At 68.0% G+C, this 24,776-nt stretch carries 24 protein-coding genes and 1 tRNA gene; 14 read left to right on the forward strand and 11 right to left on the reverse strand.

Annotation, left to right across the window (positions count from 1 at the left end; translation table 11 throughout):
• Positions 1–64: 64 nt before the first annotated feature.
• From tolQ to AC3ANK_RS03495, 9 genes are all read left to right on the forward strand, one after another.
• Positions 65–850 (forward strand): protein TolQ, encoded by a 786-nt coding sequence (tolQ, locus tag AC3ANK_RS03455; protein ID WP_206859958.1) that lies wholly within the window; start codon positions 65–67, stop codon positions 848–850.
• 92 nt (positions 851–942) lie between these two features.
• Positions 943–1,404: a protein TolR gene (gene tolR / locus AC3ANK_RS03460; RefSeq protein ID WP_206859957.1), complete on the forward strand. Its 462-nt coding sequence runs from the start codon at positions 943–945 to the stop codon at positions 1,402–1,404.
• A complete protein-coding gene (locus AC3ANK_RS03465; RefSeq protein WP_206859956.1) occupies positions 1,404–2,375 on the forward strand; it encodes a cell envelope integrity TolA family protein in 972 nt (323 codons plus the stop codon). The genes tolR and AC3ANK_RS03465 overlap by 1 nt, the downstream gene beginning before the upstream one ends.
• A 166-nt stretch (positions 2,376–2,541) precedes the next feature.
• The gene (gene tolB, locus AC3ANK_RS03470) at positions 2,542–3,858 is read left to right on the forward strand and encodes a Tol-Pal system beta propeller repeat protein TolB (RefSeq protein WP_484172132.1); all 1,317 of its coding nucleotides are present in this window, start codon (positions 2,542–2,544) and stop codon (positions 3,856–3,858) included.
• Between the two features lie 75 nt (positions 3,859–3,933).
• Positions 3,934–4,443 (forward strand): peptidoglycan-associated lipoprotein Pal, encoded by a 510-nt coding sequence (gene pal, locus AC3ANK_RS03475; RefSeq protein ID WP_206859954.1) that lies wholly within the window; start codon positions 3,934–3,936, stop codon positions 4,441–4,443.
• 9 nt (positions 4,444–4,452) lie between these two features.
• On the forward strand, positions 4,453–5,256 hold the full coding sequence (ybgF, locus tag AC3ANK_RS03480) for a tol-pal system protein YbgF (protein WP_206860408.1): 804 nt from the start codon (positions 4,453–4,455) through the stop codon (positions 5,254–5,256).
• A gap of 17 nt (positions 5,257–5,273) precedes the next feature.
• On the forward strand, positions 5,274–5,951 hold the full coding sequence (gene queE / locus AC3ANK_RS03485) for a 7-carboxy-7-deazaguanine synthase QueE (RefSeq protein WP_206859953.1): 678 nt from the start codon (positions 5,274–5,276) through the stop codon (positions 5,949–5,951).
• 25 nt (positions 5,952–5,976) lie between these two features.
• Entirely contained in the window at positions 5,977–6,675 is a 699-nt protein-coding gene (queC, locus tag AC3ANK_RS03490) for a 7-cyano-7-deazaguanine synthase QueC (protein WP_206859952.1), read from the forward strand.
• A gap of 122 nt (positions 6,676–6,797) precedes the next feature.
• Positions 6,798–6,873, forward strand: a tRNA-Lys gene (locus AC3ANK_RS03495).
• Positions 6,874–7,014: 141 nt separating this feature from the next.
• Here AC3ANK_RS03495 and AC3ANK_RS03500 read toward each other — a convergent pair.
• Both AC3ANK_RS03500 and AC3ANK_RS03505 read right to left on the reverse strand, forming a co-directional pair.
• Positions 7,015–7,761, reverse strand: a complete 747-nt coding sequence (locus AC3ANK_RS03500; protein ID WP_206859951.1) for a TonB family protein — start codon at positions 7,759–7,761, stop codon at positions 7,015–7,017.
• 253 nt (positions 7,762–8,014) lie between these two features.
• Positions 8,015–8,359, reverse strand: coding sequence for an excalibur calcium-binding domain-containing protein (locus AC3ANK_RS03505; RefSeq protein ID WP_305061841.1), 345 nt, complete (start codon positions 8,357–8,359; stop codon positions 8,015–8,017).
• 622 nt (positions 8,360–8,981) lie between these two features.
• Between AC3ANK_RS03505 and AC3ANK_RS03510 the strand changes: the two genes are divergently transcribed.
• Complete coding sequence (locus AC3ANK_RS03510) at positions 8,982–9,665, forward strand: hypothetical protein (protein ID WP_484172133.1); 684 nt, start codon at positions 8,982–8,984, stop codon at positions 9,663–9,665.
• A 155-nt stretch (positions 9,666–9,820) separates the two neighbouring features.
• Here the strand turns inward: AC3ANK_RS03510 and AC3ANK_RS03515 are convergent, their stop codons facing one another.
• The 3 genes from AC3ANK_RS03515 to AC3ANK_RS03525 form a co-directional block, all read right to left on the reverse strand.
• Positions 9,821–10,093, reverse strand: coding sequence for an HU family DNA-binding protein (locus AC3ANK_RS03515; RefSeq protein WP_206859949.1), 273 nt, complete (start codon positions 10,091–10,093; stop codon positions 9,821–9,823).
• A gap of 102 nt (positions 10,094–10,195) precedes the next feature.
• Positions 10,196–10,618 carry a hypothetical protein gene (locus AC3ANK_RS03520; RefSeq protein ID WP_484172134.1) on the reverse strand — a complete coding sequence of 141 codons (423 nt, stop codon included), beginning with the start codon at positions 10,616–10,618 and terminating at the stop codon, positions 10,196–10,198.
• 154 nt (positions 10,619–10,772) lie between these two features.
• The gene (locus tag AC3ANK_RS03525) at positions 10,773–11,162 is read right to left on the reverse strand and encodes a hypothetical protein (protein ID WP_206859947.1); all 390 of its coding nucleotides are present in this window, start codon (positions 11,160–11,162) and stop codon (positions 10,773–10,775) included.
• 741 nt (positions 11,163–11,903) lie between these two features.
• Between AC3ANK_RS03525 and AC3ANK_RS03530 the strand changes: the two genes are divergently transcribed.
• On the forward strand, positions 11,904–13,481 hold the full coding sequence (locus AC3ANK_RS03530) for a hypothetical protein (protein WP_484172135.1): 1,578 nt from the start codon (positions 11,904–11,906) through the stop codon (positions 13,479–13,481).
• On the opposite strand, the gene AC3ANK_RS03535 is transcribed toward AC3ANK_RS03530, so the two are convergent.
• Complete coding sequence (locus AC3ANK_RS03535) at positions 13,465–13,926, reverse strand: GFA family protein (RefSeq protein ID WP_484172136.1); 462 nt, start codon at positions 13,924–13,926, stop codon at positions 13,465–13,467. The genes AC3ANK_RS03530 and AC3ANK_RS03535 overlap by 17 nt on opposite strands.
• 15 nt (positions 13,927–13,941) lie before the next feature.
• Positions 13,942–14,346 (reverse strand): GFA family protein, encoded by a 405-nt coding sequence (locus AC3ANK_RS03540; RefSeq protein ID WP_206859944.1) that lies wholly within the window; start codon positions 14,344–14,346, stop codon positions 13,942–13,944.
• Positions 14,347–14,447: 101 nt separating this feature from the next.
• Here AC3ANK_RS03540 and AC3ANK_RS03545 point away from each other — a divergent pair, with 101 nt between their 5' ends.
• Positions 14,448–14,849: a GtrA family protein gene (locus tag AC3ANK_RS03545; protein WP_484172137.1), complete on the forward strand. Its 402-nt coding sequence runs from the start codon at positions 14,448–14,450 to the stop codon at positions 14,847–14,849.
• Between the two features lie 18 nt (positions 14,850–14,867).
• On the opposite strand, the gene recQ is transcribed toward AC3ANK_RS03545, so the two are convergent.
• Together recQ and AC3ANK_RS03555 are read right to left on the reverse strand one after the other, a co-directional pair.
• Entirely contained in the window at positions 14,868–16,685 is a 1,818-nt protein-coding gene (gene recQ / locus AC3ANK_RS03550) for a DNA helicase RecQ (RefSeq protein WP_484172138.1), read from the reverse strand.
• Positions 16,686–16,836: 151 nt separating this feature from the next.
• Positions 16,837–17,391, reverse strand: a complete 555-nt coding sequence (locus AC3ANK_RS03555; protein ID WP_484172139.1) for a Dps family protein — start codon at positions 17,389–17,391, stop codon at positions 16,837–16,839.
• 96 nt (positions 17,392–17,487) lie between these two features.
• Here AC3ANK_RS03555 and hrpA point away from each other — a divergent pair, with 96 nt between their 5' ends.
• Positions 17,488–21,432: an ATP-dependent RNA helicase HrpA gene (gene hrpA, locus AC3ANK_RS03560; protein ID WP_484172831.1), complete on the forward strand. Its 3,945-nt coding sequence runs from the start codon at positions 17,488–17,490 to the stop codon at positions 21,430–21,432.
• 12 nt (positions 21,433–21,444) lie between these two features.
• Here hrpA and AC3ANK_RS03565 read toward each other — a convergent pair whose 3' ends face one another.
• Positions 21,445–21,948 carry a hypothetical protein gene (locus tag AC3ANK_RS03565; protein ID WP_484172140.1) on the reverse strand — a complete coding sequence of 168 codons (504 nt, stop codon included), beginning with the start codon at positions 21,946–21,948 and terminating at the stop codon, positions 21,445–21,447.
• 59 nt (positions 21,949–22,007) lie between these two features.
• Positions 22,008–22,499, reverse strand: a complete 492-nt coding sequence (locus AC3ANK_RS03570; protein WP_206859939.1) for a hypothetical protein — start codon at positions 22,497–22,499, stop codon at positions 22,008–22,010.
• Between the two features lie 79 nt (positions 22,500–22,578).
• Here AC3ANK_RS03570 and AC3ANK_RS03575 point away from each other — a divergent pair, with 79 nt between their 5' ends.
• Positions 22,579–24,750: a RelA/SpoT family protein gene (locus tag AC3ANK_RS03575; protein ID WP_484172141.1), complete on the forward strand. Its 2,172-nt coding sequence runs from the start codon at positions 22,579–22,581 to the stop codon at positions 24,748–24,750.
• Positions 24,751–24,776: the final 26 nt, after the last annotated feature.

Here is a 24,776-nt window from a genome sequence, read left to right on the forward strand (position 1 = left end):
CGACATACGTACGTTAAAGACACACGTTCAGACAGTCCCGCTCGACGGGCACGGAGAACCAAGCATGACGCCACTGCTGACCGCGCTGCAGGCCACGACGGTCGAGGCCCTTCCGGAAGACGCCGCCAACGCCGCGGCCAACGCCGCGCAGGCCGTGACCGCCGGCGCCGCCGGCGACAACAGCCTCAACCTGCTGACCCTGGTGCTGCACGCGAGCATCCCGGTGCAGCTGGTGATGCTGCTGCTGCTGTTCGGTTCGATCGCCTCGTGGGTGATCATCTTCCGCAAGAAGCGCGTGCTCGATCGCGCGGCGCGCGAGGCCGACCACTTCGAGGAGCGCTTCTGGTCCGGCGCCGAGCTGTCCAAGCTCTATGCCGGCGCCACCGAGCGCAATCGCGACATCTCCGGCCTGGAGGCGATCTTCGAAGCCGGCTTCCGCGAGTTCAGCCGCCTGCGCCAGCGTCGCGGCGCCGACAGCCGCATGCAGCTGGAAGGCGCCCAGCGTGCGATGCGCGCCACCGGTTCGCGCGAGATCGACGGGCTGGAACACAACCTCGAATTCCTCGCCAATGTCGGTTCGATCAGCCCGTACGTCGGCCTGTTCGGCACGGTGTGGGGCATCATGATTTCGTTCCAGGGCCTGGCGAACATGAAGGAAGCGACGATCGCCACGGTCGCGCCGGGCATCTCCGAGGCGCTGGTCGCCACCGCGATGGGCCTGTTCGCGGCCATCCCGGCGGTGTGGGCCTACAACCGCTTCGCGACCAAGGTCGAGCGCATCGCGGTGCGTTACGACGCGTTCTCCGAGGAGTTCTCCTCGATCCTGCAACGGCAGGTCGACGAGGCGTGATGCGGGCCCCCGCAGGAACCCGCACCTGGGCGTGCGGACGCTTCAATCTTCTTGCCCTGGTCGCTGACGCGCCGGGCCAACCGAGGTAGCCCATGGCCGGAATCACCGCGCGCCGCCATCGCAAGCGCAAGCTCAAGGCCGAGATCAACGTCGTGCCGTACATCGACGTGATGCTCGTGCTGCTCATCATCTTCATGGTCACCGCCCCCCTGTTGAACCTGGGCGTGGACATCGACCTGCCGCAGTCCAACGCCAAGTCGATCCAGGAGAAGAAGGATCCGGTGATCGTCAGCGTCGACGCCGCCGGCAACTACTTCCTGACGGTGAAGGCCGGCAGCAACGAGGCCGTGTCGGCGCAGACGCTCGAGGCGAAGGTGCGCGGCATCGTGTCGCAGAATCCCGACGTGGCCGTCTTCGTCGCCGGCGACGCCAAGGCCAATTACCAGAAGGTCATGGACGCGCTGGTGCTGCTGCAGGGCGCCAACGTCAAGAAGGTCGGCCTGATGAGCCAGCCGGACCAGGCCGCGCAGAAGGCCGCCCAGGGACGCCGCTGATGCGGGAATCGCGCGCAGACACCACGCAGGCGGTCATCGCGGCGCTGCTGCTGCACGCGCTGCTGTTCGGCCTGATGTTCATCGGCCTGCTGTGGACCCGTTCCACGGCGCCGGTGTCGGTGGCTGGATCGCCCGTGGCGGCCGAGCTTATCGACGCCAACGCGCTGTCGCCGGCGATGCAGCGCACGCTGCGCGATCGCCCGAAGCCGGTCGAGGAGGAGATCCCGCCGCCGCCCGAACCCGAAGACGTCGCGCCGCTGCCGCAGCCGCTGCCCGAACCCGCGCCGCAGGACGCCGTCGCGCCGCCGCAGCAGGAAGCGCAGGACTTCATCCCGGTGCCCGACACCGAGAACCAGGAAGCGGTCGTCGAAACGCCGACCCCGACTCCGGCCGAAGAGAAGAAGGCGCAGGAGCTCAAGCGCAAGCAGGAACAGGTCGACCTGACCGAACAGAAGCGCCAGCAGGAAGTCGAGCAGCAGCGCCGCCTGGCCGAACAACAGGCGCAGGAGCGGGAACGCAAGCTCGCCGAGATCCGCAAGAAGCGCGAGCAGGCCGCGCGTGAGGCCAATCTCGCCGAGCAGCGCCTGCGCCAGATCGCCGACGTGCGCGCGCGCCAGTCGTCCGAGACCGAGCCGAGCAGCGGCAGCGATGCCGCCAGCCCGCCGCCGGGCAACAACGGCACGGACACCGGCCTCAAGGCCCGCTATGCCGCGGCGTTGCAGGAAGCCATCCTCGCCAAGTGGACGCGCCCGGAGACGGTGCCGGTCGGCGCGCGCTGCACGCTGCTGATCCGCCAGTTGCCGGGCGGACAGGTGATGAGCGCCGAAGTGTCCTCGCCCTGCGCTTACGACGAGCAGGGCCGGCGTTCGATCGAGGCGGCGGTCCTGAAGGCCCAGCCCTTGCCGTACGCCGGCTTCGAATCCGTGTTCGCCCGCAACCTGACGCTGAACTTCACGGCCCAGGATCGCTGAGGCCGCCGACGGTGGCCCGGCGCCAAGCGGGCCCGGCCGCGACGGTTCGCGGCGCGGCGGGGTTCAGCTTGAGGCGGCGTTCACCTCCCGGCGTTAACAATTACAAAGCTGAACGGATTGACCTGCGCCGATCCGACGACCGACTGGATTGATGACTGGAGTGCCGATGAAACGATCCCTCGCCTGGCTGGCCTCGCTGCTCGCCCTCCTGCTGCCCCTGTCCGCCCTGGCCCAGCAAGGGCTGGAGATCGACATCGTCGGCGGCAACGCCGCGGCCATGCCGATCGTCGTCGTGCCGATGCCCTACCAAGGCAGCGCGACGGCCCCGCAGACCGATGTCGCCCAGGTGGTCACCGCCGACCTGGCGCGTTCGGGCCAGTTCCGTCCGTTGCCGGTCAACGACATCGTCGAGAAGCCGACCCGCGGCGGCGAGATCAACTACCCGACGTGGCGCGCGCTCAACCAGGACTACATCGTCGTGGGCCGCGTGCTCGATGCCGGCGCCGGCAGCTTCCGCGTCGAGTACGAACTGTTCGACGTTGCCAAGCAGCAGCGCCTGCTCGGCTTCGCGCTGACCGCCCGCGCCAACGCGATGCGCGACGTCGCGCACCAGATCGCCGACGCCGTGTACGAGAAAATCACCGGCGTGCGCGGCGCGTTCTTCACCCGCATCGCCTACGTCACCGCCACCGGCTCCGGCCGCGGTGCGCAGTACGCGCTGATGATCGCCGATTCGGACGGCTTCAATCCGCAGACGGTGGTGCGTTCGCCCGAACCGCTGCTGTCGCCGTCGTGGAGCCCGGACGGCAACCGCCTGGCCTACGTCAGCTTCGAAGGCGGCAATTCGTCGATCTACATCCAGAACATCTCCACCGGCGCGCGCGAGCTGATCGCCAAGTACCGCGGCATCAATGGCGCGCCGTCGTTCTCGCCGGACGGTCGTCGCCTCGCGCTGACGCTGTCGCGCACGGGTAATCCGGAGATCTACGTGATGGACCTGGGCAGCAAGAACCTGACCCAGCTGACCAACCACTTCGCGATCGACACCGAGCCGACGTGGAGCGCGGACGGCAGCACGATCTACTTCACCTCCGACCGCGGCGGGCGTCCGCAGATCTACTCGGTCCCGTCGAGCGGCGGCAGCGCCACGCGCGTGACCTTCCAGGGCAGCTACAACGCCAGCGCCAGCGTGTCCTTCGACGGCAAGAAGATCGCCACGGCCCAGGGCAGCGGCAACAACTACCGCATCGCACTGATGGACAGCAGCCTCGGGGGTGCGCGATGGAGCACACTTTCGCCCGGATCCCTCGATGAGTCGCCGAGCTTTGCACCCAATGGGGCAATGATCCTTTATGCTGCGCGCGAGGGCCGCCGGGGCGTGCTCTACGCAGTTTCGTCCGACGGCCGGGTGCGCCAGCGCCTGGTGCTGGCGGATGGGGACGTGCGTGAGCCGGCCTGGGGGCCGTTCCGTTTGCCGCGTTGATACAAACAAAGCGGTGTATTGCTGAGAGCTGTTTGCCCCGATCTGTCACACGCCCGATTTCGACGAGGAACAACCATGAATAACACCACTCGTATCCTGCTGGCTGCCGTGCTCTGCACCGCGGCCGTGGCCTGCTCCAAGAAGGTCAAGGAAACCCCGCCGGCCGAAACCACCCCGCCGCCGGCCCAGACCGAACAGCCGGCCACTTCGGGCGTCTACGGCCCCGAAGACCTCGACACCGACGCCTGCCTGCGTCAGCGCGTGGTCTACTTCGACTTCGACCAGGACACCCTGCGTCCGGAGTTCCAGGCCATCGTCGGCTGCCACGCCAAGTACCTGCGCGACCGTCCGTCCTCGCGCATGACGCTGGAAGGCCATGCCGACGAGCGCGGCAGCCGCGAGTACAACCTGGGCCTCGGCGAGCGCCGCGGCAACGCCGTGTCGTCGGCCATCCAGGCCAATGGCGGTTCGGCCAGCCAGATCACCGTGACCTCCTACGGCGAAGAGCGCCCGGTCTGCACGGACTCGAACGAGGACTGCTGGGCCAAGAACCGCCGCGTCGAGATCGTCTACACCGCGAAGTAAGCGTCGATGATCCGCACGACCGTACTCGCCATGGCATTCGCGGCGGCCCTCGGGGTCGCCGCGCCTGCCGCCGCACAGCGCGCCAGCCTGGCCGACCGCGTGACTGTTCTCGAACAGCAGGCGGCCAACAACCAGGGCAACGTCGACCTGCTCAACCAGGTCACCCAGCTGCGCAACGAGATCCAGTCCCTGCGTTCGCAGGTCGAGGAACTGCAGCAGCAGAACCAGCAGCTGCTGCAGAGTTCCAAGGCCCAGTACCTGGACCTGGACGGTCGCATCAACCGGCTCGAGAGCGGCGCGGTCCTTCCGCCCGCTCCCGAAGGTACGCCGGCGCCGGCGGGCACCAAGCCCGCCGCGCCGTCGGCTTCGGCCAAGGACCGCCCACCGGCGGTCTACGGCGACAAGGGCGCCCTGGCGAAGAGCGCCGACGAGCGCGTCGCTTACGACGCCGCCTTCAACGCCCTGAAGACCGGCGATTACGTCGAGTCCGCCCGCCTGTTCCAGAGCTTCATCGAGACCCACCCCGAAGGCGCCTACACGCCCAACGCGCTGTACTGGCTGGGCGAGAGCTACTACGTCACCCAGAACTACCAGATGGCCCAGGTGCAGTTCCAGTCGCTGCTGGACCGCTACCCGACCCACGACAAGGCCCCGGGCGCGATGCTCAAGATCGGCCTGTCGCAGTTCAACCAGAAGCAGGTCGAGGCCGCCGAGCGCACCCTGGCCGACGTGTCGAACAAGTACCCCGGCACCGACGCCGCCCGAACCGCGAGCGACCGCCTCAACGCGATCCAGCTCGGACGCCTGCGCTGATCCGCTAAAATAGCGGGATGAACGCCGTCCCCCTCGATGCGGCCGTCGCATCGCCCGACCGGCTGCGCATCACCGAAATCTTCCTGTCCCTGCAGGGCGAGGCCCGCTCGATCGGCTGGCCCACCGTATTCGTCCGCCTGACTGGCTGTCCGCTGCGCTGCCAATACTGCGACACCGCCTACGCCTTCCACGGCGGGGAGTGGTGGCAGATCGACGACATCCTGGCCGAGGTCGCTCGCCTCGGCGCGCGCCACGTCTGCGTGACCGGCGGCGAGCCGCTGTCGCAGAAGCGCTGCATCGGTCTGCTGAAACGGCTGTGCGACGCAGGCCTGGAGGTGTCGCTGGAAACCTCCGGCGCGATCGACATCGCCGAGGTCGATCCGCGCGTCTCGCGCGTGCTCGACATCAAGACGCCGGGTTCGATGGAGGTGCATCGCAACCTGTGGTCGAACCTGCCGCTGCTGACGCCGCACGACCAGGTGAAGTTCGTCGTCTGCTCGCGCGAGGATTACGACTGGGCGAAGGACATCGTCGCGCAGCACCGCCTGACCGAGGTCTGCGACGTGCTGTTCTCGCCGAGCTTCGCGCAGATCAAGCCGAGCGACCTGGCCGACTGGATCGTCGCCGATCGCCTGCCGGTCCGCTTCCAGCTGCAACTGCACAAGATCCTGTGGAACGACGAGCCCGGCCGCTGAGCCCGCTCGTCCTTGAGGAAACGCCATGAAGAAAGCCGTCGTCCTGGTTTCGGGCGGGATGGATTCCGCCGTCGTCGTCGCCATCGCCCGCGCGCAGGGCTTCGCCGTGCATGCGCTGAGCGTGCGCTACGGCCAGCGCCATACGTCCGAACTCGATGCCGCGCAGCGCGTCGCCGACTCACTCGGTGCCGTCGCGCACAAGACCGTCAATGTCGACCTGCGCAGCATCGGCGGCTCGGCGCTGACGGACGAGGCGATCACCGTGCCGACCGACGCCGACGGCCACGCCGTCGGGCAGGACGCGCCGAAAGATGCGATTCCCGTCACCTACGTGCCCGCTCGGAACACGATCATGTTGTCGGTCGCGCTGGGCTGGGCCGAAGTGCTGGGCGCGAACGACCTCTTCTGTGGCGTCAACGCGGTGGACTATTCGGGATATCCCGATTGCCGGCCCGAGTTCGTCGAAGCCTTCGAGAAACTCGCCAATCTCGCCACGAAAGCCGGCGTGGAAGGCGCGGGCATCCGCGTGCACGCGCCGCTGCAGTTCATGAGCAAGGCCGACATCGTGCGCGAAGGCGTGCGCCTGGGCGTGGATTTCGCGCAGACCGTCTCGTGCTACCAGGCCGACGACGATGGCCGCGCCTGCGGCCACTGCGACGCGTGCCGCCTGCGCGCCGAGGGTTTCGCCGCCGCGGGCGTCGCCGATCCCACGCGCTACGTCTGAACCGCATTCGCCCCGCGTGCGACGCACGCCGCCTGCACCGTCACGGCGCCCTGCGTTAGAATGCACGCCCCGGCGCGACGCCGGGTTCGCGCCCGGGCATCGCCCGCGCCGAACGTCAAAGTGGGCCGTTAGCTCAGTCGGTAGAGCATCGGACTTTTAATCCGCTGGTCGATGGTTCGAATCCATCACGGCCCACCATATCGATCAGGCAGTTAAGCAGCTCATCTGGCGAGAAACTGCCACGGCCGTAGTTAACTCCGTCACGTCCGTAATTGACTCCGTAATTCGTCATCGGGGGCCGCCAGTCGGCGCTCCGGCGTCGACACCATCAGCCACTGATCACAAGGACGAAGGTGCGAACACGAGTTCGTCAGTCCAGCGCGACTCAACGGCCTTTCCGTCCAGCATCGCCGGCTGGAACATCCACTGCAGACAGGCTTCGCGCGCCGCGGCGTCCAGGGATTCCTGGCGAGACGATTTCAGGATCTGCACCGCCTTTACCTTGCCATCTTCGCCCACCGTCAGTTCAACCCTGACGGTTCCGCCGATGCCTTGGGCTGCGGCGCGGTCCGGATACACCGGCGTAACCCGATAGACAATGACAGGATCGAAATAGCCATTCTGCCCAGGAGACGTGTGGCTCTCCGTCGAATGTGCATCCCTGCCAACCGTGATGCGCACGGTCAATAGACGATTGAACACGGCCTCGTAACCCGGGTAGGGCAGCGGCGAGGTCCGTTGAATGGCCTTGTAGATCTCCGCCTTGAGCTGACTGCTGAAACCGCAAGCAGGGCCAAAGTCGACACCTAGCACTGTGCCACCTGGGAGCTGCCGCAAATGCATCTCACATGAAGTGGATTCTTCTTGCCCCATGTCGGGCCATATCCGACGAACCGCTTCGGCGAGAGCCGCGTGATAGCGCTTGCCAAGGTCAGGATTCCGAGTCGTAGCGTCGAATCCGGTGCCGTCGAATGTGCCCTGGGAAATCTCGATACTGACAGCCGTGGCAGTACCGGCTTTGGCCGCCGCGAGCCCGGCCATCGGCATGAAAACCAGAAGGGCGCATGCAGCCGGGAATCGGGCCATGGACGAATCTCAGACGCTATAGAGGTCCAATTTTGAGCCGGCCCAGGCCGGTGCGTCGAGCGTCAAACGGTTCAAGCGAGACATTCACGCGTGCGACGCCATGCGATCGATTTGATTTGCGGGCGCTGGCATATACGCGCAGCCAGTGCCGGTGTCGTGGACGACGTTGTTCTGGGCGTTCTGGTCAAGGATGAACCTTCGCACTTCCCTTGCCCCTAAGGGTCGTAGTGCAGTTGGACTACTTTCTCGTGCCCTATCGGCCGCGATAGGGTTCGCAGCCAACGCCGTCGCCGTCGCGGTCCAGATGTGGCCCATAGCCAGGCTCGCCCCGGTATACAGGCGCTGCTCCAGCTGCTCGCGCTTCCGGGCAGTTGGCAAATGCGTTTGTTCGCGCCGGCGCCCTGCGAGTTGGCTGCAGGTTGTTCGTCGGAATGTTGGGCGAATGGTTTGATGAACTACCGCCACCGCGATGACAGTGATAGTCGCCGGTCTTGCGATTGGTGTGGCAACCGTCCTTATCAAGGCCGCCTCCGTGCGCGAACGCGCTGCTGGATGCGATCAAATAGACGATCACGGCAAAACGACAAGTCGCGCGCATGCAGCCCCCGTCGCGTCCTGACTCCCTGCGCTGATCATCAGTGCCGGAGCGAACAGCTGTCAACAAATTGCGCGTCGCGTCACATAATGAGGCGATCAGATGAAGCTTCGGCGCGCCGCATCTTTCTTCAGTTGGTTTCAAGCAGCGTTGCTCATGGCGACATGCGCTTGCATGTGATCGCTTGCTCGCACGCGACGCAGCGGCCTCAGAGCGCGCCCGCACTTGAAGACCTCAAGTATCCCGATCTGCGGCCGATCTCAGGAGTATCCGACAGCCGGTGACCCGATCACTCGTGCTGTGTGGCGCCAGGAATACCCTGCGCGTCCGATGCAGGAGAAGGATCTACGTGGCTCGATCGACAGGGATGTGGTTTGCACAGCTGGGTCCCAATGGCGTGTGGATTGCCCGCGCCCCCGACACTGATGCGAACGCTGACGTCAGCGCAAGAGCGACGCATGCGAACCGAAGCGCGCGACCGCGACGTACCCACGAACCCGCCACCCGTGCTGCATCGCCCGACGCGGATTGCGGGCGCGTCTGCGCTGATGCCCCTCAAACATATCCATCCATCCCGACAGCCGAACGCTGTGTCCTTTCCAACCAACCTGATCGACCCATGCAAATGAACAAGAAAACCACCGCCTGCCTCCTCTCGCTCGCACTCGCCGTCTGCAGCACGCAGGCCGCGGCTGCCGAAGCGGTATCCATCGATGCGCTGCGCACCGGCGGCATCACGTTCGAGCCCGTCAAGGGCGCCAAGAACGTGGCCGTGAAGACCAAGGGCCAGCGCATGGCGGCCTTCGGCATCGGCATGCTGGTAGGCAATGCCATGGGCAGCGGCGCGAGCAATCCGCAGGATGCGCTGGAGATCGCGCAGCAGGCCGGAAACCTGACCCAGCAGGCCATCGACGACTACGGCCACCAGCGCGTCGGCTTGCTTGGCCCGGCGCCGGTCATGCAGGACGCGTTGCAGCAGCGCCTGGCCGAGATCGGCGTGCCCGTGCACGCCGCCGACGCCGCGGCGGGCTATCGCGTGCAGGTCCAGCAGAAGGTGTGGACGCTGGAGTACGAGGGCATGTTCAAGGACGACTACCACCTGGCGTACGCGATCGACGTGTCGATGAAGACGCCGGAAGGCAAGAAGGCCGGCAGGACGACCTGCACGGGCCAGTTTCAGCAGGTGCGCCCGCTGCCCGAATGGCAGGCGGACGAATACGCGAAAGTCGTGGAAGCGGCGACCGCCATCGGCGCGGAGTGCGCGGGTCAGGTCGCGAAGGATCTAGGCCTCGTCGGCATCGAGGGATGACTGCGAGCGTGCCCGCCAACGAGCGGGCTCAGGGCATCGTGGCGCGGTTCGCGCCCCGACGTCCTCAAGGCGCGCCTGCATCGACGCGCATCGGCGCGTCGGGTGAAACCCGGCGCGCGTGACCGCCCAGGCAGCCACGCGCACCGTCGAAGCGCTTACTTCAGCGCGTCCTTCAGGGCCTTGCCCGGCTTGAAGGCCGGCACGATCGTCGCCGGGATCACGATGTCCTCGCCCGTCTTCGGGTTGCGGCCGGTGCGGCCGGCGCGGTTGCGCGCCTCGAAGGTGCCGAAGCCGACCAGCGTGACCGCTTCGCCGTTCTTCAGGGTCTCGGTCACGGATTCGACCAGCGCGTTGAGCGCCGCCTCGGCCTGGGACTTGGTGAGCTGCGAGCGCTCGGCGATCGATTCGACCAGCTGTGCCTTGTTCATGCGGATTCCTGCTTGGAAGGGCCGCGTAGCATACAGGCAAGCCGGGGATGTCTCATGTCCGCGGCCCGTCGGCCGGGGCGCCGGACCGGATCAGACCCCGGATCAGGGCGTGGTGTTCCAGACGATCGAGAGCAGCTGGTGGCGGTCCTCGAAGACGGGCCGGCACGGGTCGCCGCGGGTCGAAATGCGGTACCAGAACTCCAGCGTCGCCCCGTTCACCCGCATCCGGTGCGCGTAGGTGCCGATGTACACCGGCAGGTGGCCGACGTAGATCGCCCCGTACAGCGCGTCCTTCTGCGCCATGAAACGCGGGCGGCGAGGGCGCCGGCCGGTCGGGATTGGCTCGTCCATCAACGCGAACCGCTCGGCGTACATCTGCTCCATGACGCGCGCGACGGCGGCGTAGCTCTTGTGCGCCGGCAGCACCGACAGCAGCCGGCGCGGCGCATCGTGGCCACCATAGTCTTCGTAGATCACCCAGCCCGCGCTCTGGTCCATGGCGTCGACGACTCTCTGTTCGATCAAGCCGTTGGCACGTCCTGTCCAACGAACGTGCGCGGCGCCACCTTTCGAGACGCATTCTTGATCCGCGTACGCACCGCGCGCGCACCGGACGACGCGTTCGCCGACGAAGAGCAGTCGCCGCGCCATTGCCCCCGGTGTCACGCATGTCGTGCGTTCAGACGGGGAGCCGCAGCATCCGGCACTCGAAGATCGGCCCGGGCGTTCCGCGGTCGGTGGCGATGCGGTACCAGAACTCGAGCACGCTCGCATGCGACACGATCCTCTGCGCATACACGCCGACGAACCGCGGCGAGTGCCCGACGTAGATGCCGCCGTGGCGCGGATCGGTCTTGGCCGAATAGCGCGAATCCTGCGGCTTGCGCCGGTACTGGAAACGTTCCTCCAGCGTCGCATGGCGATCGACGTAGACCTGCTCGGCGTACCGCGCCACGGACGCCACGCTGCGATGCGCCGGCAACAACGACATCAGCCGGCACGGTCCGCCGAAGGAAACGTCGTCTTCGTAGATGATCCAGCCTGCGCCACGGTTGATGGGCGTGGGCATCGGTCAGGCGTCCTTCCGCAAGGTGCGCATGTCGCGCCGGACGCCATTCGGCCCGGCGCGATTCGATACGTGCGGCAGTGACACCGTGAAGCATCGGCGCAGCGCTCGTTCTCCGTGCGCGCAGCTTCCCGATCGATTCCGTTCCAGGCGGCTTTCCGTCTCGATTCCCGTGTGTTGCGACGGGCCTAAGCATTTTTCGCCATCGTGAAGATCGGCAACGCGAAGTTTTCTCATCAGGGCTGCGCGTGAGGAGCGGCCCGCAACTCCCGGTTTCGTACGCGCGGTGGCGGGAAAAAGGCCCTTGCGGCGGTGATCTGGCGGGAGGAATGGATGCCTTCCACGGCGACCGGACGCGATGCGCTCACTCAGAAAATTCCTGCAATGACATCTCGCGTAATAGGAGATAACAAGGTCCGCACATCGTTCGTGCGGCATGTCCAATGCGCTCAGCTGATCCTGAGCATGTCGGCTCCCCGCCAGCAGGGAACGGGCTGAAAATTCCGCATTGATTCCTGCGATTGTTGGCGGTGGTAGATCGCGGTGCCGCTGCCAGGCGCTGACGGCGCCGGAGGCTGCCGGCCACGCGCAAGCGAAGTGGCCCGACATGACGGGACCGCAACCGAAGGCGATATCCTGTGACCGCCGGAACGCTCCGGCACTTCCCCCTCGTTCGTCCCACGGAATGCGCGCGTTCCCGTGCCGTGGGACAAGCACTGCCAACGCCCACCGGATTCGACCGCAATGGATCGCCCATTCCCTTCAGACGCGAACGCTTCCACCCGTACGGCGGCGCTCGTCAGCATCGCGCTTGTCGCGTTCGCCGTGATTTTCCAGGGGCAGGACGCGAACTGGGACCTGCGCAACTATCACCTCTACAACGCCATCGCCTGGATCGACGGACGCATGCTCGTCGACGTGGCGCCGGCGCAGCTCCAGTCCTGGCACAACCCGACGCTGGACCTGCCGATGGCGCTGGCCGTTCGCGCCGGTGCGCCGGGCTGGCTGGTGTCGATCTGGTTGGCGGCGTTCAGCGCGATCGCGCTCTTCTTCGGCCTGCGCCTGCTGGATGCGCTGTGGCCCGCCCGCACCAGTTGGCAGCGGACGCTCGCCGCCGGCATCGTCGCGATCTCGGGCGCGGGCTTCTGGAGCGTCACTGGAACCACGTTGAACGACGCGCCGGTGGCCGCCGCCGTGATCGGCTCGCTGTGGTGGATGGTTTCATCGGACGGCCGTCGCGGCGTGTTCGCCACGTGGCTGCCGATCGGGCTGGTCGTTGGCGCCGCGGTGGGCCTCAAGCTGACGGCGGCGATCTATGCGCTCGGCTTCATTGCCGCGGCCTGCTTCGCGGGGCCCGTGCGTCAGTTGCCCATGCGGATCGTGGCGCTCGGGATCGGCGGCGTCGCCGCGACCCTACTATTCGCCGGGCCGTGGATGTGGACGATGTGGTCGCTCTACGAAAACCCGCTGTTCCCGTACTTCAACCACTGGTTCCATTCGCCCTACGCGCTGCCGCAGGCATGGAACGACACGCGCTTCCTGCCGCAGGGCGCGGGCGATGCGCTGCTTGCGCCGCTCAGGCTCCTGCGCAACAGCAAGCACTTTTCCGAAGTGAATCTCGCCGATCCGCGCCTTTTCCTGGGATGGCTCGCGCTCATCGCGATCGCCGTGGCGACCTGGCGCGGCCGGCGCGGTGCGATCGATCCGGGCGGCGGAAAGCGAGGCCCGCTCGCTCCGATCCTCGCGTTCTGCGCAGTCTCGTATGCGCTGTGGGTGTGCGGTTACGGCATCTACCGCTATGCGCTTCCGCTCGAACTGCTCTTCTCGCTGCTCATCGTCGGGTTCCTTTCGGAAATTCCGCTCACGCGGAAGCGCTGGATCGTCGCGCTGGTGGCGTGCTCGCTGGTGATGATCGCCGCGACCAATCGTCCGAGCTGGTGGCGGCAGAAGTTCGCTTCGCCGATGGTCTCGGTCGAATTCCCGGCGATGCCGGCAGATGCGCTGGTGCTGCTCGACACCAACGAACCCATCGGCCATGCCGCGGCGTTCCTGCCTGCATCGGTTCCCGCGGTGGCGATCGGCAACGGATTCATCCAGCCCGATGCATGCACGAAGTTCCAGTCGAAGGTCGTCTCGACCGTCCAGTCCCATGCCGGGCCGATGTTCCTCCTGCAACCGGCAGGGACCGATCCGGCCACGGGGCATCTGGCGCGATACGGACTGGAGCGACGCGGCACGTGCGCGCCCGTTGCCGACAGCCTGACGCCGCTGGAGCTTTGCCCGGTCGCCAGGACCGGCCCGGTCGTCACGAACTGCCGCTGATTCCGGGCGGATTTCCATCCTCCGCCAGGCTCGCCACCGCCGCGCTGCTGCGTTCGAAACGCGGCAGCCGGTCGGTCGTGTCGAACCATGGCACGCGCGAGCGCGTCCACACGTGGTCGTCGATGCGTACGCGGGAGGGGTCGTCGAGGCTGCCCACGCAGACCTGCACGCGATCGGCGAGTACGTCCTCGCGCATCCCCAGCGTGCTCCCGCATCGCGGGCAGAAGGCGCGCTGCGCGTGCGCGGAAGACTGGAACCACGCCGGCGCCGCGCCGATCCATTCGAAGGCAGTACCGGGGAAGTGCACGAACGCCAGCGCCGGCGCGCCGGAGTGGCGGCGGCAGAGCTCGCAATGACAGATCACGCCCCGCAGCGGTTCGGCCGTAGCGCGATAGCGGATCGCGCCGCACAGGCAGCCGCCTTCGAAACTGCCGAGCTCCGGCATCCTGTCGCTCCCGTGTCAGCCCGCGCTCGTGCGCGGGTAATGCCGCATCGCTTCGTTGGCGCGTTCCCACGGCAGTTTGTGTTCGATCCAGATTTCCTTGGTCGGCGGGAACTGTTCGGGTGCGTCGAGCGTCGCGGTGGTGATGTCGATGCTGTCCACGTCGTCGTCGTGCCGGTAGCTCAGTTGCGTGCCGCAGATGCCGCAGAACGTGCGCATCACTTCCTTCGATGAGCGGTAACGCACCGGCAGGCCGCGGGTGAAGACGAAACTGTTGACGTGGAAGGTCGACCAGGCGACGGAAGGCGCGCCGCTCGCCTTCCGGCAGCTGCGGCAATGGCAGATGCTTCGCGACACCGGCGGCGCCGTGGCGCGATACCGGACCGCTCCGCACAGGCAACCGCCTTCGATGGACATTCCCATGCCGGCCTCCACGACCCTGACGTGGCGGAGGTTTTGAGGCTAGCGGGGCGGGTGTGTGGGCCGCGCGAGGGAGCCCGGAGCGCGCGCCTACAATTGCACGGATGAAACGGGAAATCGTCCGCTTCGCCGTCGCAGGCGCGATCGGGTTCGTGGTTGACGCCACGGCTCTGTACGCCGCGCTTGCGCTCGGGGCCGGTTATTTCGCCGGTCGCGCGTGCTCGTTCCTGCTGGCGGTGTGGACGACCTGGCGGATCAATCGCCGCTTCACCTTCGCCGGCGGGCGTCGCGGGTCGGCCTGGGCGGAGTGGTGGCGCTATCTGCTGGCGATGTCGGCCGGGGGCGCGGCGAACCTGGCCGCCTACACCGTGACCGTCCTGCTGCTGCCGAGGGCCGCGTGGGTGCCGCTGCTGGCGGTCGCAGTGGGGTCGGGTGTGGGCATGTGCCTGAATTTCGCCAGCGCGAAGTGGTGGGTGTTCAGGCGCTCCAGCCGGACCCCGGGCTGATCGCCGCCGGCCGCTCGCTCAGGCGGCATCGAACAACTGCTGCAGCACCGCCTCGCCGTAGCGATCGAGCTTGCTCGCCCCGATGCCCGGCACGCGCGAGAGCTCGTCGAGGTCTTCCGGCGCGGCCTGCGCGATGGCACGCAATGTGCTGTCGTGGAAGATCACATACGCCGGCACGTTCTGTTCGCGCGCGGTGCTGGAGCGCCACTCGCGCAGCGCGTCGAAACGCACCTGCGATTCCGGATCCAGGTCCACCACCATTGCCGTGCCGGCCGAGCCGCCACGCGTGCGGCGACCGCGCGCGGGCTTCTCGGGTTCATGGCGGAAGCGCAGTTCGACTTCGCCGCGCAGGACCGGCCCGCTCAGCGTGGTGAGGCGCAGCGCGCCGTGGTGCTCGACGTCGGCTTCGAGCAGTCCGCCGGCGACGAGCTGGCGGAACACGCCGCGCCACTGGCGCTCGTCGAGATCGCTGCCGATCGACCAGGTGCTCAGGCGTTCATGGCCCCACTGCTTCACCTTGTCGGTCACCACGCCGCGAAGCACGTCGATGACATGCCCGGCGCCGAAGCGCTGCCCGGTGCGGTACACGCACGACAGCGCCTTGCGCGCGGCCTGCGTGCCGTCCCAGCTGCGCGGCGGGTCCAGGCAGTTGTCGCAATTGCCGCAGGCGCCGCCGTGCGCTTCGCCGAACCAGCCCAGCAGCGCCTGCCGCCGGCATTGCGTGGATTCGCAGTAGCCCAGCAACGCGTCGAGCTTGCGAAGTTCCAGGCGCTTGCGTTCCTCGCCGGCTTCGCCCTGCTGGATCAGTTGCCGCAGGTTGACCACGTCGCCCAGGCCGTAGCTCAGCCAGGCTTCGGCTGCCTCGCCGTCGCGGCCGGCGCGGCCGGTTTCCTGGTAGTAGCCCTCGATGGATTTGGGCAGGTCGACGTGCGCCACGAATCGCACGTCCGGCTTGTCGATGCCCATGCCGAAGGCGATCGTCGCCACCATCACGATGCCGTCCTGCTGCAGGAAACGCCGCTGGTTCTGCGCGCGCAGCGATGCGTCCATGCCGGCGTGGTAGGGCAGGGCGTTGAGGCCGGCGGCCTGGAGCTGCTCGGCGACGGTTTCCACGCGCTTGCGCGAGAAGGCGTAGACGATGCCGCTTTCGCCGCGATGACCGTCGAGGAAATCCAGCAGCTGGCGCACGCCGCCGCCGTCCTTGTGCACGATGCGGTAGCGCAGGTTCGGACGGTCGAACGAGCTGACGAACTGGCGCGCGTCTTCCAGGTTCAGGCGTTCGGCGATTTCCCGCCGCGTCGGCGCGTCGGCCGTGGCGGTCAGCGCGATGCGCGGGATGTCCGGCCAGCGCTCGTGCAGGACGGTGAGCTGGCGGTATTCCGGGCGGAAATCGTGGCCCCATTGCGAGACGCAGTGCGCCTCGTCGATGGCGAACAGCGCCAGTCGCGCGCGGTCCAGCAGCGAAAGGAAGCGCTGGGTCAGCAGCCGCTCGGGTGCGACGTAGAGCAGGTCCAGTTCGCCGGACAGGAGCTCGCGCTCGATCCGCGCGGATTCCTCCGCATCGAGCGTGGAGTTGAGGTACGCGGCGCGCACGCCGAGCTGGCGCAGCGCCTCGACCTGGTCCTGCATCAGCGCGATCAGCGGCGAGACGACCAGCGCGCAGCCTTCGCGCAGCAACGCGGGCAGCTGGTAGCACAGCGACTTGCCGCCGCCGGTGGGCATGAGGACGAGGGCATCGCCACCGCCGGTGACGTGTTCGACGATCTGCCGTTGTTCGCCGCGGAAGCCGGGGTGGCCGAACACGCGGCGGAGCAGATCGAGTGCGGGGTCTGACATGCCGCCAGTTTACCGGGCGACGCGGGCAGAGCTGTCAGGAAACTGCGGGAAGAACGGTCGGAAGGCGCCTCGTCCTGCGTCCTGCCGCCAGGATCCCTCTCCCGCGGACGGGAGAGGGGCGGAACCTTGAAACCTCAGGCGCGCGGCGCCATCACTCCAGCAGCGAGCGCAGCATCCACGCGTACTTCTCGTGGGTCTGCAGGCGCTGGGTCATCAGGTCGACCGTCGGATCGTCGCCGGCATCGTCGGCGGTCTTGAGGACCTTGCGCGCGGTGCGGGCCACGGCCTCGTTGCCGGCGACCAGCTGGCGGACCATCTCCTTCCAGTCGGGCGCCTCGGTCAGGCCGGGCTCCTCGGGGATCGAGCTCAGGCGGATGAATTCGGCGTACGAACCCGGCGCGTTGAAGCCCAGCGCGCGGATGCGTTCGGCGGTTTCGTCCAGGGCGGTCCACTGCTCGGTGTACTGGGTTTCGAACATCACGTGCAGGCTGTTGAACATCGGCCCGGTGATGTTCCAGTGGAAGTTGTGGGTCTTCAGGTACAGCGTGAAGCTGTCCGACAGGAAGCGCGACAGTCCCTCGGCGATCTTCTGGCGGTCGCCGCCGCTGATGCCGATATCGATGGCCTGGCTGCTGGCGGTGGGGGTGAACTGGGACTTTGCGGACTTCTGCGGCTTGGCGGTCTTGTCGTTCTTGGCTTTGGCCATTGCGGTTCTCCCTTCGATCATGGCATTGCGGCGACAATAGGCCATGCCGTCCGCGATGTGGGTGGTTTCTTCCAGGCAGTGCAATCGATGAAGTCTATGGACCCGGCGGAGTCTAGTCAGGGCAACGTCAGCAATACGTTACGCCAGGCCCGGCGCGCGATCGACGGCGCGCTGAGTCGCGATCGTGGCCGCCTGCACGGCCTGTGGTCGCGCTGGAGCGGCAAACCCGCCGACGCCCGCGCCCGCGATGCCTTCGCGCAGGCGCTGGCGGCATCGGTCGCGCAACGCGAAGCCCGCACCGCCGCGCTGCCCACCGCGCCGGTCGATCCCACCCTGCCGATCGCGGCGAAGGCCGACGAGATCGTCGAACTGATCCGCGCGCATCCGGTGGTGGTGATCGCCGGCGAAACCGGCTCGGGCAAGACCACCCAGCTGCCCAAACTGTGCCTGGCCGCCGGACGCGGCGCCGCCGGCATGATCGGCTGCACGCAGCCGCGCCGCATCGCCGCCCGCGCGGTGGCGCGCCGCGTGGCGGAGGAACTGCAGACGCAGCTCGGCGGTGCGGTCGGCTACCAGGTGCGCTTCACCGAGAACGTCGGCGAGCAGACCGCGGTGAAGTTCATGACCGACGGCATCCTGCTGGCCGAGATCCAGTCCGACCGCTGGCTGTCGCAGTACGACACCATCCTCATCGACGAGGCGCACGAACGCAGCCTCAACATCGACTTCCTGCTCGGCTACCTCAAGCAACTGCTGCAGAAACGCAAGGACCTGAAGGTCATCGTCACCTCGGCGACGATCGACACCGAGCGCTTCGCCGCGCACTTCGGCGACGCACCGGTGGTGAACGTGGAAGGGCGCAGCTATCCGGTGTCGGTGCGTTATCGCCCGCTGGAAGGCGAGGGCGAGGGCGAGGACGACGGCGATCGCACCACCAACGACGGCATCGTCGCCGCATGCGACGAGATCACGCGCGAGGACCCGCGCGGCGACGTGCTGATCTTCCTGCCCGGCGAACGCGAGATCCGCGACGCGCATCTGTCGCTCGAACGTCGCAAGTATCGCGAAACCGAGGTGCTGCCGCTGTACGCGCGATTGTCCGTGCGCGACCAGGACCGCGTGTTCAATCCCGGCCCGAAGCGCCGCATCGTGCTGGCGACCAACGTCGCCGAAACCTCGCTGACCGTGCCGCGCATCCGCTACGTCGTCGATCCGGGCCTGGCGCGCGTGAAGCGCTACAGCCCGCGCGGCAAGCTCGATCGCCTGCACATCGAGCCGGTAAGCCAGGCCAGCGCCGACCAGCGCAAAGGCCGCTGCGGACGCATCAGCGAAGGCACCTGCTATCGCCTGTACTCGGAAGCCGATTTCGAATCGCGCCCGCGCTACACGGATCCGGAAATCCGCCGCGCCGCGCTGGCCGGCGTGATCCTGCGCATGCTGTCGCTGGGGTTGGGCCGCATCGAGGAATTCCCGTTCCTGGAGCCGCCCGATCCGCGCGCCGTCGCCGACGGCTGGCAGCAGCTGGCCGAACTCGGCGCGGTGGACGAACAGCGGCGCCTCACGCCGACCGGCAGGCTGATGTCGCGCCTGCCGGTGGACGTGAAGCTCGCGCGCATGCTCGTGGCCGCGAACGAACACGGCGTGCTGCGCGAGATGCTCGTCATCGCGTCGTTCCTCGGCATCCAGGATCCGCGCGAACGCCCGGCCGACCAGCGCGCCGCGGCGGACAACGCGCATGCGCAGTTCGCCGACCACAAGTCGGAGTTCGTCGGCATCCTGAAGTTGTGGAATGCCTACAACACCGCGCACGAGGACCTCACGCAGTCGAAACTGCGCGCGTGGTGCGAGAAGAACTTCCTCGGCTTCCTGCGCATGCGCGAATGGCGCGAGCTGCATCGCCAGCTGAAACTGATGGCGGAGGAGTTGGGCTGGAAGGAATCGCGCGCCGCGCTCAACGAACACGGCGCGCTCGATCAATCCGCCTACGCCACGCTGCACAAGGCGCTGCTCGCCGGCCTGCCGACGCAGATCGGCACGCGCGGCGACAAGGGTTTCGACGGCCCGCGCGGTCGCAAATTCCAGCTGTTTCCCGGCTCGCCGCTGGCGAAGAAACCGCCGCCGTGGGTGTTGTCGGCGACCTTGCTCGACACCGAACGCGTGTGGGCGCTGACCAACGCGGCGATCGAACCGGACTGGGCCATCTCCGAACTGGCGCACCTGCTTTCGCGCCGGCAGCACGATCCGCGCTGGTCGCGCTCGCAGGGGCGCGTGATCGGCAGCGAACAGATCAGCCTGTTCGGACTGGTGCTCGCGCCCAAGCGCCCGGTGCATTACGGCGCGCTGTTCCCCGAGGAGAGCCGCGCGATCTTCGCGCGCGACGCGCTGGTGACGGGCGAGATCAACACGCGCAGCGCGTTCCTGCAGCGCAATCTGGCGACTTTGGCGAAAGCGCGCGAGGAGGAAGCCAAGCAGCGCCGCAGCGGCCTGGTCGTCGACGAGGACTGGATGGCGCAGTGGTACCTCGATCGCCTCCCCGCGAACGTGCACAACACGCAGGCGCTCGATGCGTGGTACGGCAAGCTGCCGCAGCACGGGAAGGTCGCGCTGGAATGGTCGCTGTCGGATTTGATGATCGGCGACGAGAGCGATGCCGCGCGCTTCCCGCCGTACCTCGCGCTGGGCAACGTGCGGCTCGCGGTGAAGTACCGCTTCGAGCCCGGCGCGAGCGACGACGGCATGACGCTCGCGGTGCCGCTGCACCTGCTCAACGCGATCGATCCGGTGCGCCTGACCTGGCTTGCGCCGGGCTTCGTGCAGGACAAGGCCGCCGCGCTGATCAAGACGCTGCCCAAGACCATTCGCCGCAACTTCGTGCCTGCGCCGGATTTCGCGCGTGCGTTCCACGAGGCGCATCCGCAGCCGTCGGCGGACAGCATCACCGGCGAGCTCGCGCGCTTCCTGCACAAGCTCGGCGGCGTGCCCGTCGCACAGACGGACTTCGACGAATCCGCGCTGGAGCCGCACCTGCGCATGAACCTGCGCCTGTTCGACCGCGACGGCAAATCGGTACTGGCCGAATCGCGCGATCTGGACGACCTGCGCCAGCGGTTCGGCGAACGTGCGGCGGCGGCGTTCGCGGCGAAGGCCGCAGATGGCCTCGCGCAACGCGGGCTGGTGGCGTTCCCGGATGCGCCGATTCCGGCGTCCGTGCCGGGTGCCGGCGGCGTGCCGGCGTATCCGGCGCTGCACGACGATGGCGACAGCGTCTCGCTGCGCGTGCACGCCGAGCGCGACGTCGCGCTGCTCGAACATCCGCGCGGCGTGCGGCGGCTGATGGCCATCGCGCTGGCCGACAAGCTCCGGCAGGCGCGCAAGCAACTGCCGGTGACGCCGAAGATGGGGCTGCTGTACGCCTCGATCGAAGCGGCGGCGCCGCGCACGGACGGCCTGAAGGAAGGCGACCGGCTGCGCGCGGATCTCGTCGACGGCGCGTTCGCTTCGCTCACCGCCGAGGACGCGATCGGCGACATCCGCGACGCCGACACCTTCGCCGCGCGTCGCGATGCGATCGGCAGACAGGTGTTCGGCGATGCGATGGAGCGGCTGAAGCAGGCGGAGGCGATCCTCGCCGCCGTCGCGGAAGCGCGTGCCAAGCTCGAATCGCCGCTGATGGGCTGGGCGAGCGGCAACCTCGACGACATGCGCGCGCACCTGTCGATGCTGACCCCGCCGGGATTCCTGCGCAACGTGCCGGCCGATGCGCTGCGCGAATATCCACGCTATCTGAAGGCGCTCGCGTTGCGTGGCGAGCGTGCGTTGCGCGATCCGATGCGCGACCAGGCGCGCATGCTCGAACTCAAGCCCTTCGCCGACGCGCTGGCCGAAGCGGTGGAGAAGGACGAGGCGGACGCGCCGGAATGGCAGGCGCTGCGATGGGACCTGGAGGAACTGCGGGTGTCGCTGTTCGCGCAGGAACTGGGCACGCGCGGCGGCGTGTCGCCGAAGAAACTGGCGCAGCGGCTTTCGCAGCTGCGCCGTTGACGCAGGCGCGCGTCAGTCGACGCGCTGCACCTTCACCGCCGGCGTGTCGTCTTCCATGCGCATCCACCACGCGCCCAGGAAGCCCGGCGCGATGGTGACCTTCGGGTTGCTCACCGGCCTCGAGAAATACACGTCGCCCTGCACGATGCGCCAGCGCTGGCCGTTGTCCAGCTGCACGGTCTGGCCGGTGGACCATTTGCGCAGTTCGCCGGCCACCGTGCCGGACACCGGCTGGCGTTCGACGCGCTCGGCACGTTTGCCGGCGCTGTCCTGCGTGTGTTTCGCGACCACTTCGGCCTCCACCGCGCGCGCCACTTCGGCGCGGTCCTCGCTGAGCAGGCTGTTGAGCAGCGACAGCTGTTCCTGCGACAGCGTGTCCAGGCCCGTGGCGCGCATCTGCTCGGCGCTCAGGCGCTGTTCGATGGGAACGTAGGTCTTCTCCGCGGCATGCGCCGACGGAGACGGAAGGAACGCATACAGCGACATCACAACGGCGAACGGCAACGACCAGCGCATCGGATCACCTCGTCGGACTCAATCGCGAACGGACATCCCTTGAACGGCCGAGGCCGTCGTCACTTCACGCGCTGCACCTTCGCGCGGGTGTTGTAGCCATCGACCGCCAGGTACCACGCGCCGCCGAGCAGGCTCGGGGTGATGCGCACCTTGGGGTTGTCGAGCTTGGCGCTGAGCGAGACATCGTCGATCTGCTGCCACACCTGGCCGTTGTCGAGCGTGAACTGGCGCCCCTTGCCGAAGCCGGTGAACGCGCCGGTGATGGCGCCGGCGACCGGCTCGCGCGATTCGCGCTGGGCGATACCGCGGCGGTCCTCGCCCGATTGCTGGCGGACCTCGTCGGCGGCCTTCGCCGTCTCGACTTCCAGCTTGCCCGACAACCACGCGTTGAGGTTCGCCAGCTCCGCCGCCGACAGCTTGTCCAGGCCCGAGGCCTTGAACTGCTCGTAGGTCATCTGCTGTTCGATCTTCTCCTGCGCCATCGCCGCCAAGGCGAAGGGCAGCAGCGCGGCGAGCGCGAGAAGGCGGGCAGGCGGGGCGATGCGGGTCATGCGCTGTTCCTCCAGTCGGATGCGGGCTAGTGTAGACCGTCCCCGCGTCGCCGACTCCAAGGCACATCCGTTCAGCGCCATGGCAACACCGTCCCCCTCGTCGCATCCGGCGCTGGCGCATCCGGCCAGCGCGGGCATCCCCGCGCCGCTGCAGCGGGCGATGCAGCAGGCGGCGGCGACCGCCGGTGCGGAAGGCGGCGATCCTCCCGAACTGGTGGCCAGCATGCTCGATGCGCTGGCGCTGCTCGGCGCCGACGGCGACACCGCGGCGGCGGCGATCCTCCACGCGCATCCGGCGTGGGAGGAAGCGCTGCGCCCTCGCATCGAACGCGATTTCCCCGGCATCGCGCCGCTGCTGGAAGGCCAGCGCGCCGCCGGGCAGGTGTGGGAACTGCATGCCCAGCGCCACGGCCAGGCCGGCAACGAGGGCCTGCGCCGGCTGCTGCTGGCGATCGTGCGCGACCTGCGCGTGGTGCCGATCCTGCTCGCGCGGCAGCTGGCGCGCATGCGCCACGCCGAGCGTCTGCCCGAAGCCGAGCGCCGCGAACTGGCGACGCTCACGCGCGACATCCACGCGCCGCTCGCGAACCGGCTTGGCATCTGGCAGTTGAAGTGGGAACTGGAAGACCTCGCGTTCCGTTACCTGGAACCGGCGACCTACCAGCAGATCGCGCGCCTGCTCGACGAGAAGCGCACCGATCGCGAACGCTACATCGAGCAGGTGAAGCGCACGCTGCGCGAGGCGATGGCCGCGCAGGGGCTGACGGCGGACATCGCCGGCCGTCCCAAGCACATCTACAGCATCTGGAAGAAGATGCAGCGCAAGAACGTGCCGATCGGCGAGTTGTACGACCTGCGCGCGGTGCGCGTGATGGTCGACAGCCTCGCCGACTGCTATGCCGCGCTCGGCGTCGTGCACGCGACGTGGACGCCGGTGCCCAGCGAATTCGACGATTACATCGCGCGACCCAAGCGCAACGATTACCGCTCGCTGCATACGGCGGTGATCGGCCCGGAAGGCAAGACGCTGGAAGTGCAGATCCGCACGCACGAGATGCACCGCCAGGCCGAGCTCGGCGTCGCCGCGCACTGGAAATACAAGGAAGTCGGCAGCCACAGCGCCGATGCCGCGTTCGACCGCAAGATCGCGTGGATGCGCCGGCTGCTGGAAGCCGGCGGCGAGGGCGGACGCGAGGAGGTGTCGCTCGCGGGCGAGTTCGACACCGAACTGGTGGAGGACCGCATCTACGTGCTCACGCCGAAGGGCGAGGTGATCGACCTGCCCACCGGCGCGACGCCGCTGGATTTCGCGTACCACGTGCATACCGAAGTGGGCCATCGCTGCCGCGGCGCCAAGGTGGACGGACGCATCGTCCCGCTCGACCACAAGCTGCGCAGCGGCGATCGCGTGGAGATCATGACCGCGAAGACCGGCGAGCCGCGCCGCGACTGGCTGGTCGCGGCGAATGGTTTTCTCGCCAGCGGGCGTTCGCGCGACAAGGTGCGCGCGTGGTTCCACAAGCTCGACCGCGCGCGCAACGAAGCGGCCGGCAAGGAGCTGCTCGACAAGGAACTGCGCCGCCTCGGCCTGCTCGGTGCCGACCTCGCGCCGGCGCGGGAGAAGTTCAACCTCGCCAGCGATGCGGAGGTGTACGTGCAGGTGGCGCTGGGCGACATCGGCCCGCACCAGGTGGGTCGCGCGCTGCTCGAGCACGAACGCGCCCGCGAAGCCGCGCAGGCCGTCGCCGCCGCGCCCGCGACGACCACCACCGTCACGCCGCCGACCCCGCGCCGCGCGCCTCGACGGAGCAACGACTTCACCGTGGAAGGCGTGGGCAACCTGCTGGTGCAGCTCGCGCGCTGCTGCCAGCCGCTGCCGGGCGAGGCGATCGTCGGCTATCTCACGCGTGGGCGTGGGGTGAGCGTGCACCGCCCTGGATGCGCCGCGTTCCAGCGCCTGGCGGCCGCGCAGCCGCAGCGCGTGCTGCCGGTCGAGTGGGGCCGCGCGGGCAGCGGCTACGAGGTCGACGTCGAAGTGCTGGCGCTGGACCGCAAGTGGCTGCTGAAGGAAGTCACCAACCTGATCGCGCAGGGCAACGCGCACGTGGTCAGCATCCGAAGCGAAAGCGAGCGCAACGGTGCGCGCGTTCGGTTGCGCCTGCGCCTGCGCGTGGGCGACTACGGCCAGCTGTCCACGCTGCTGGGCAAGCTGTCCGCGCTGCCGGGCGTCGAGCACGCGCAGCGCCGCTGAACGCGCGCCGCTGAACGCACGCCGAA

Source organism: Lysobacter sp. SCRH-1R (assembly GCF_057747855.1).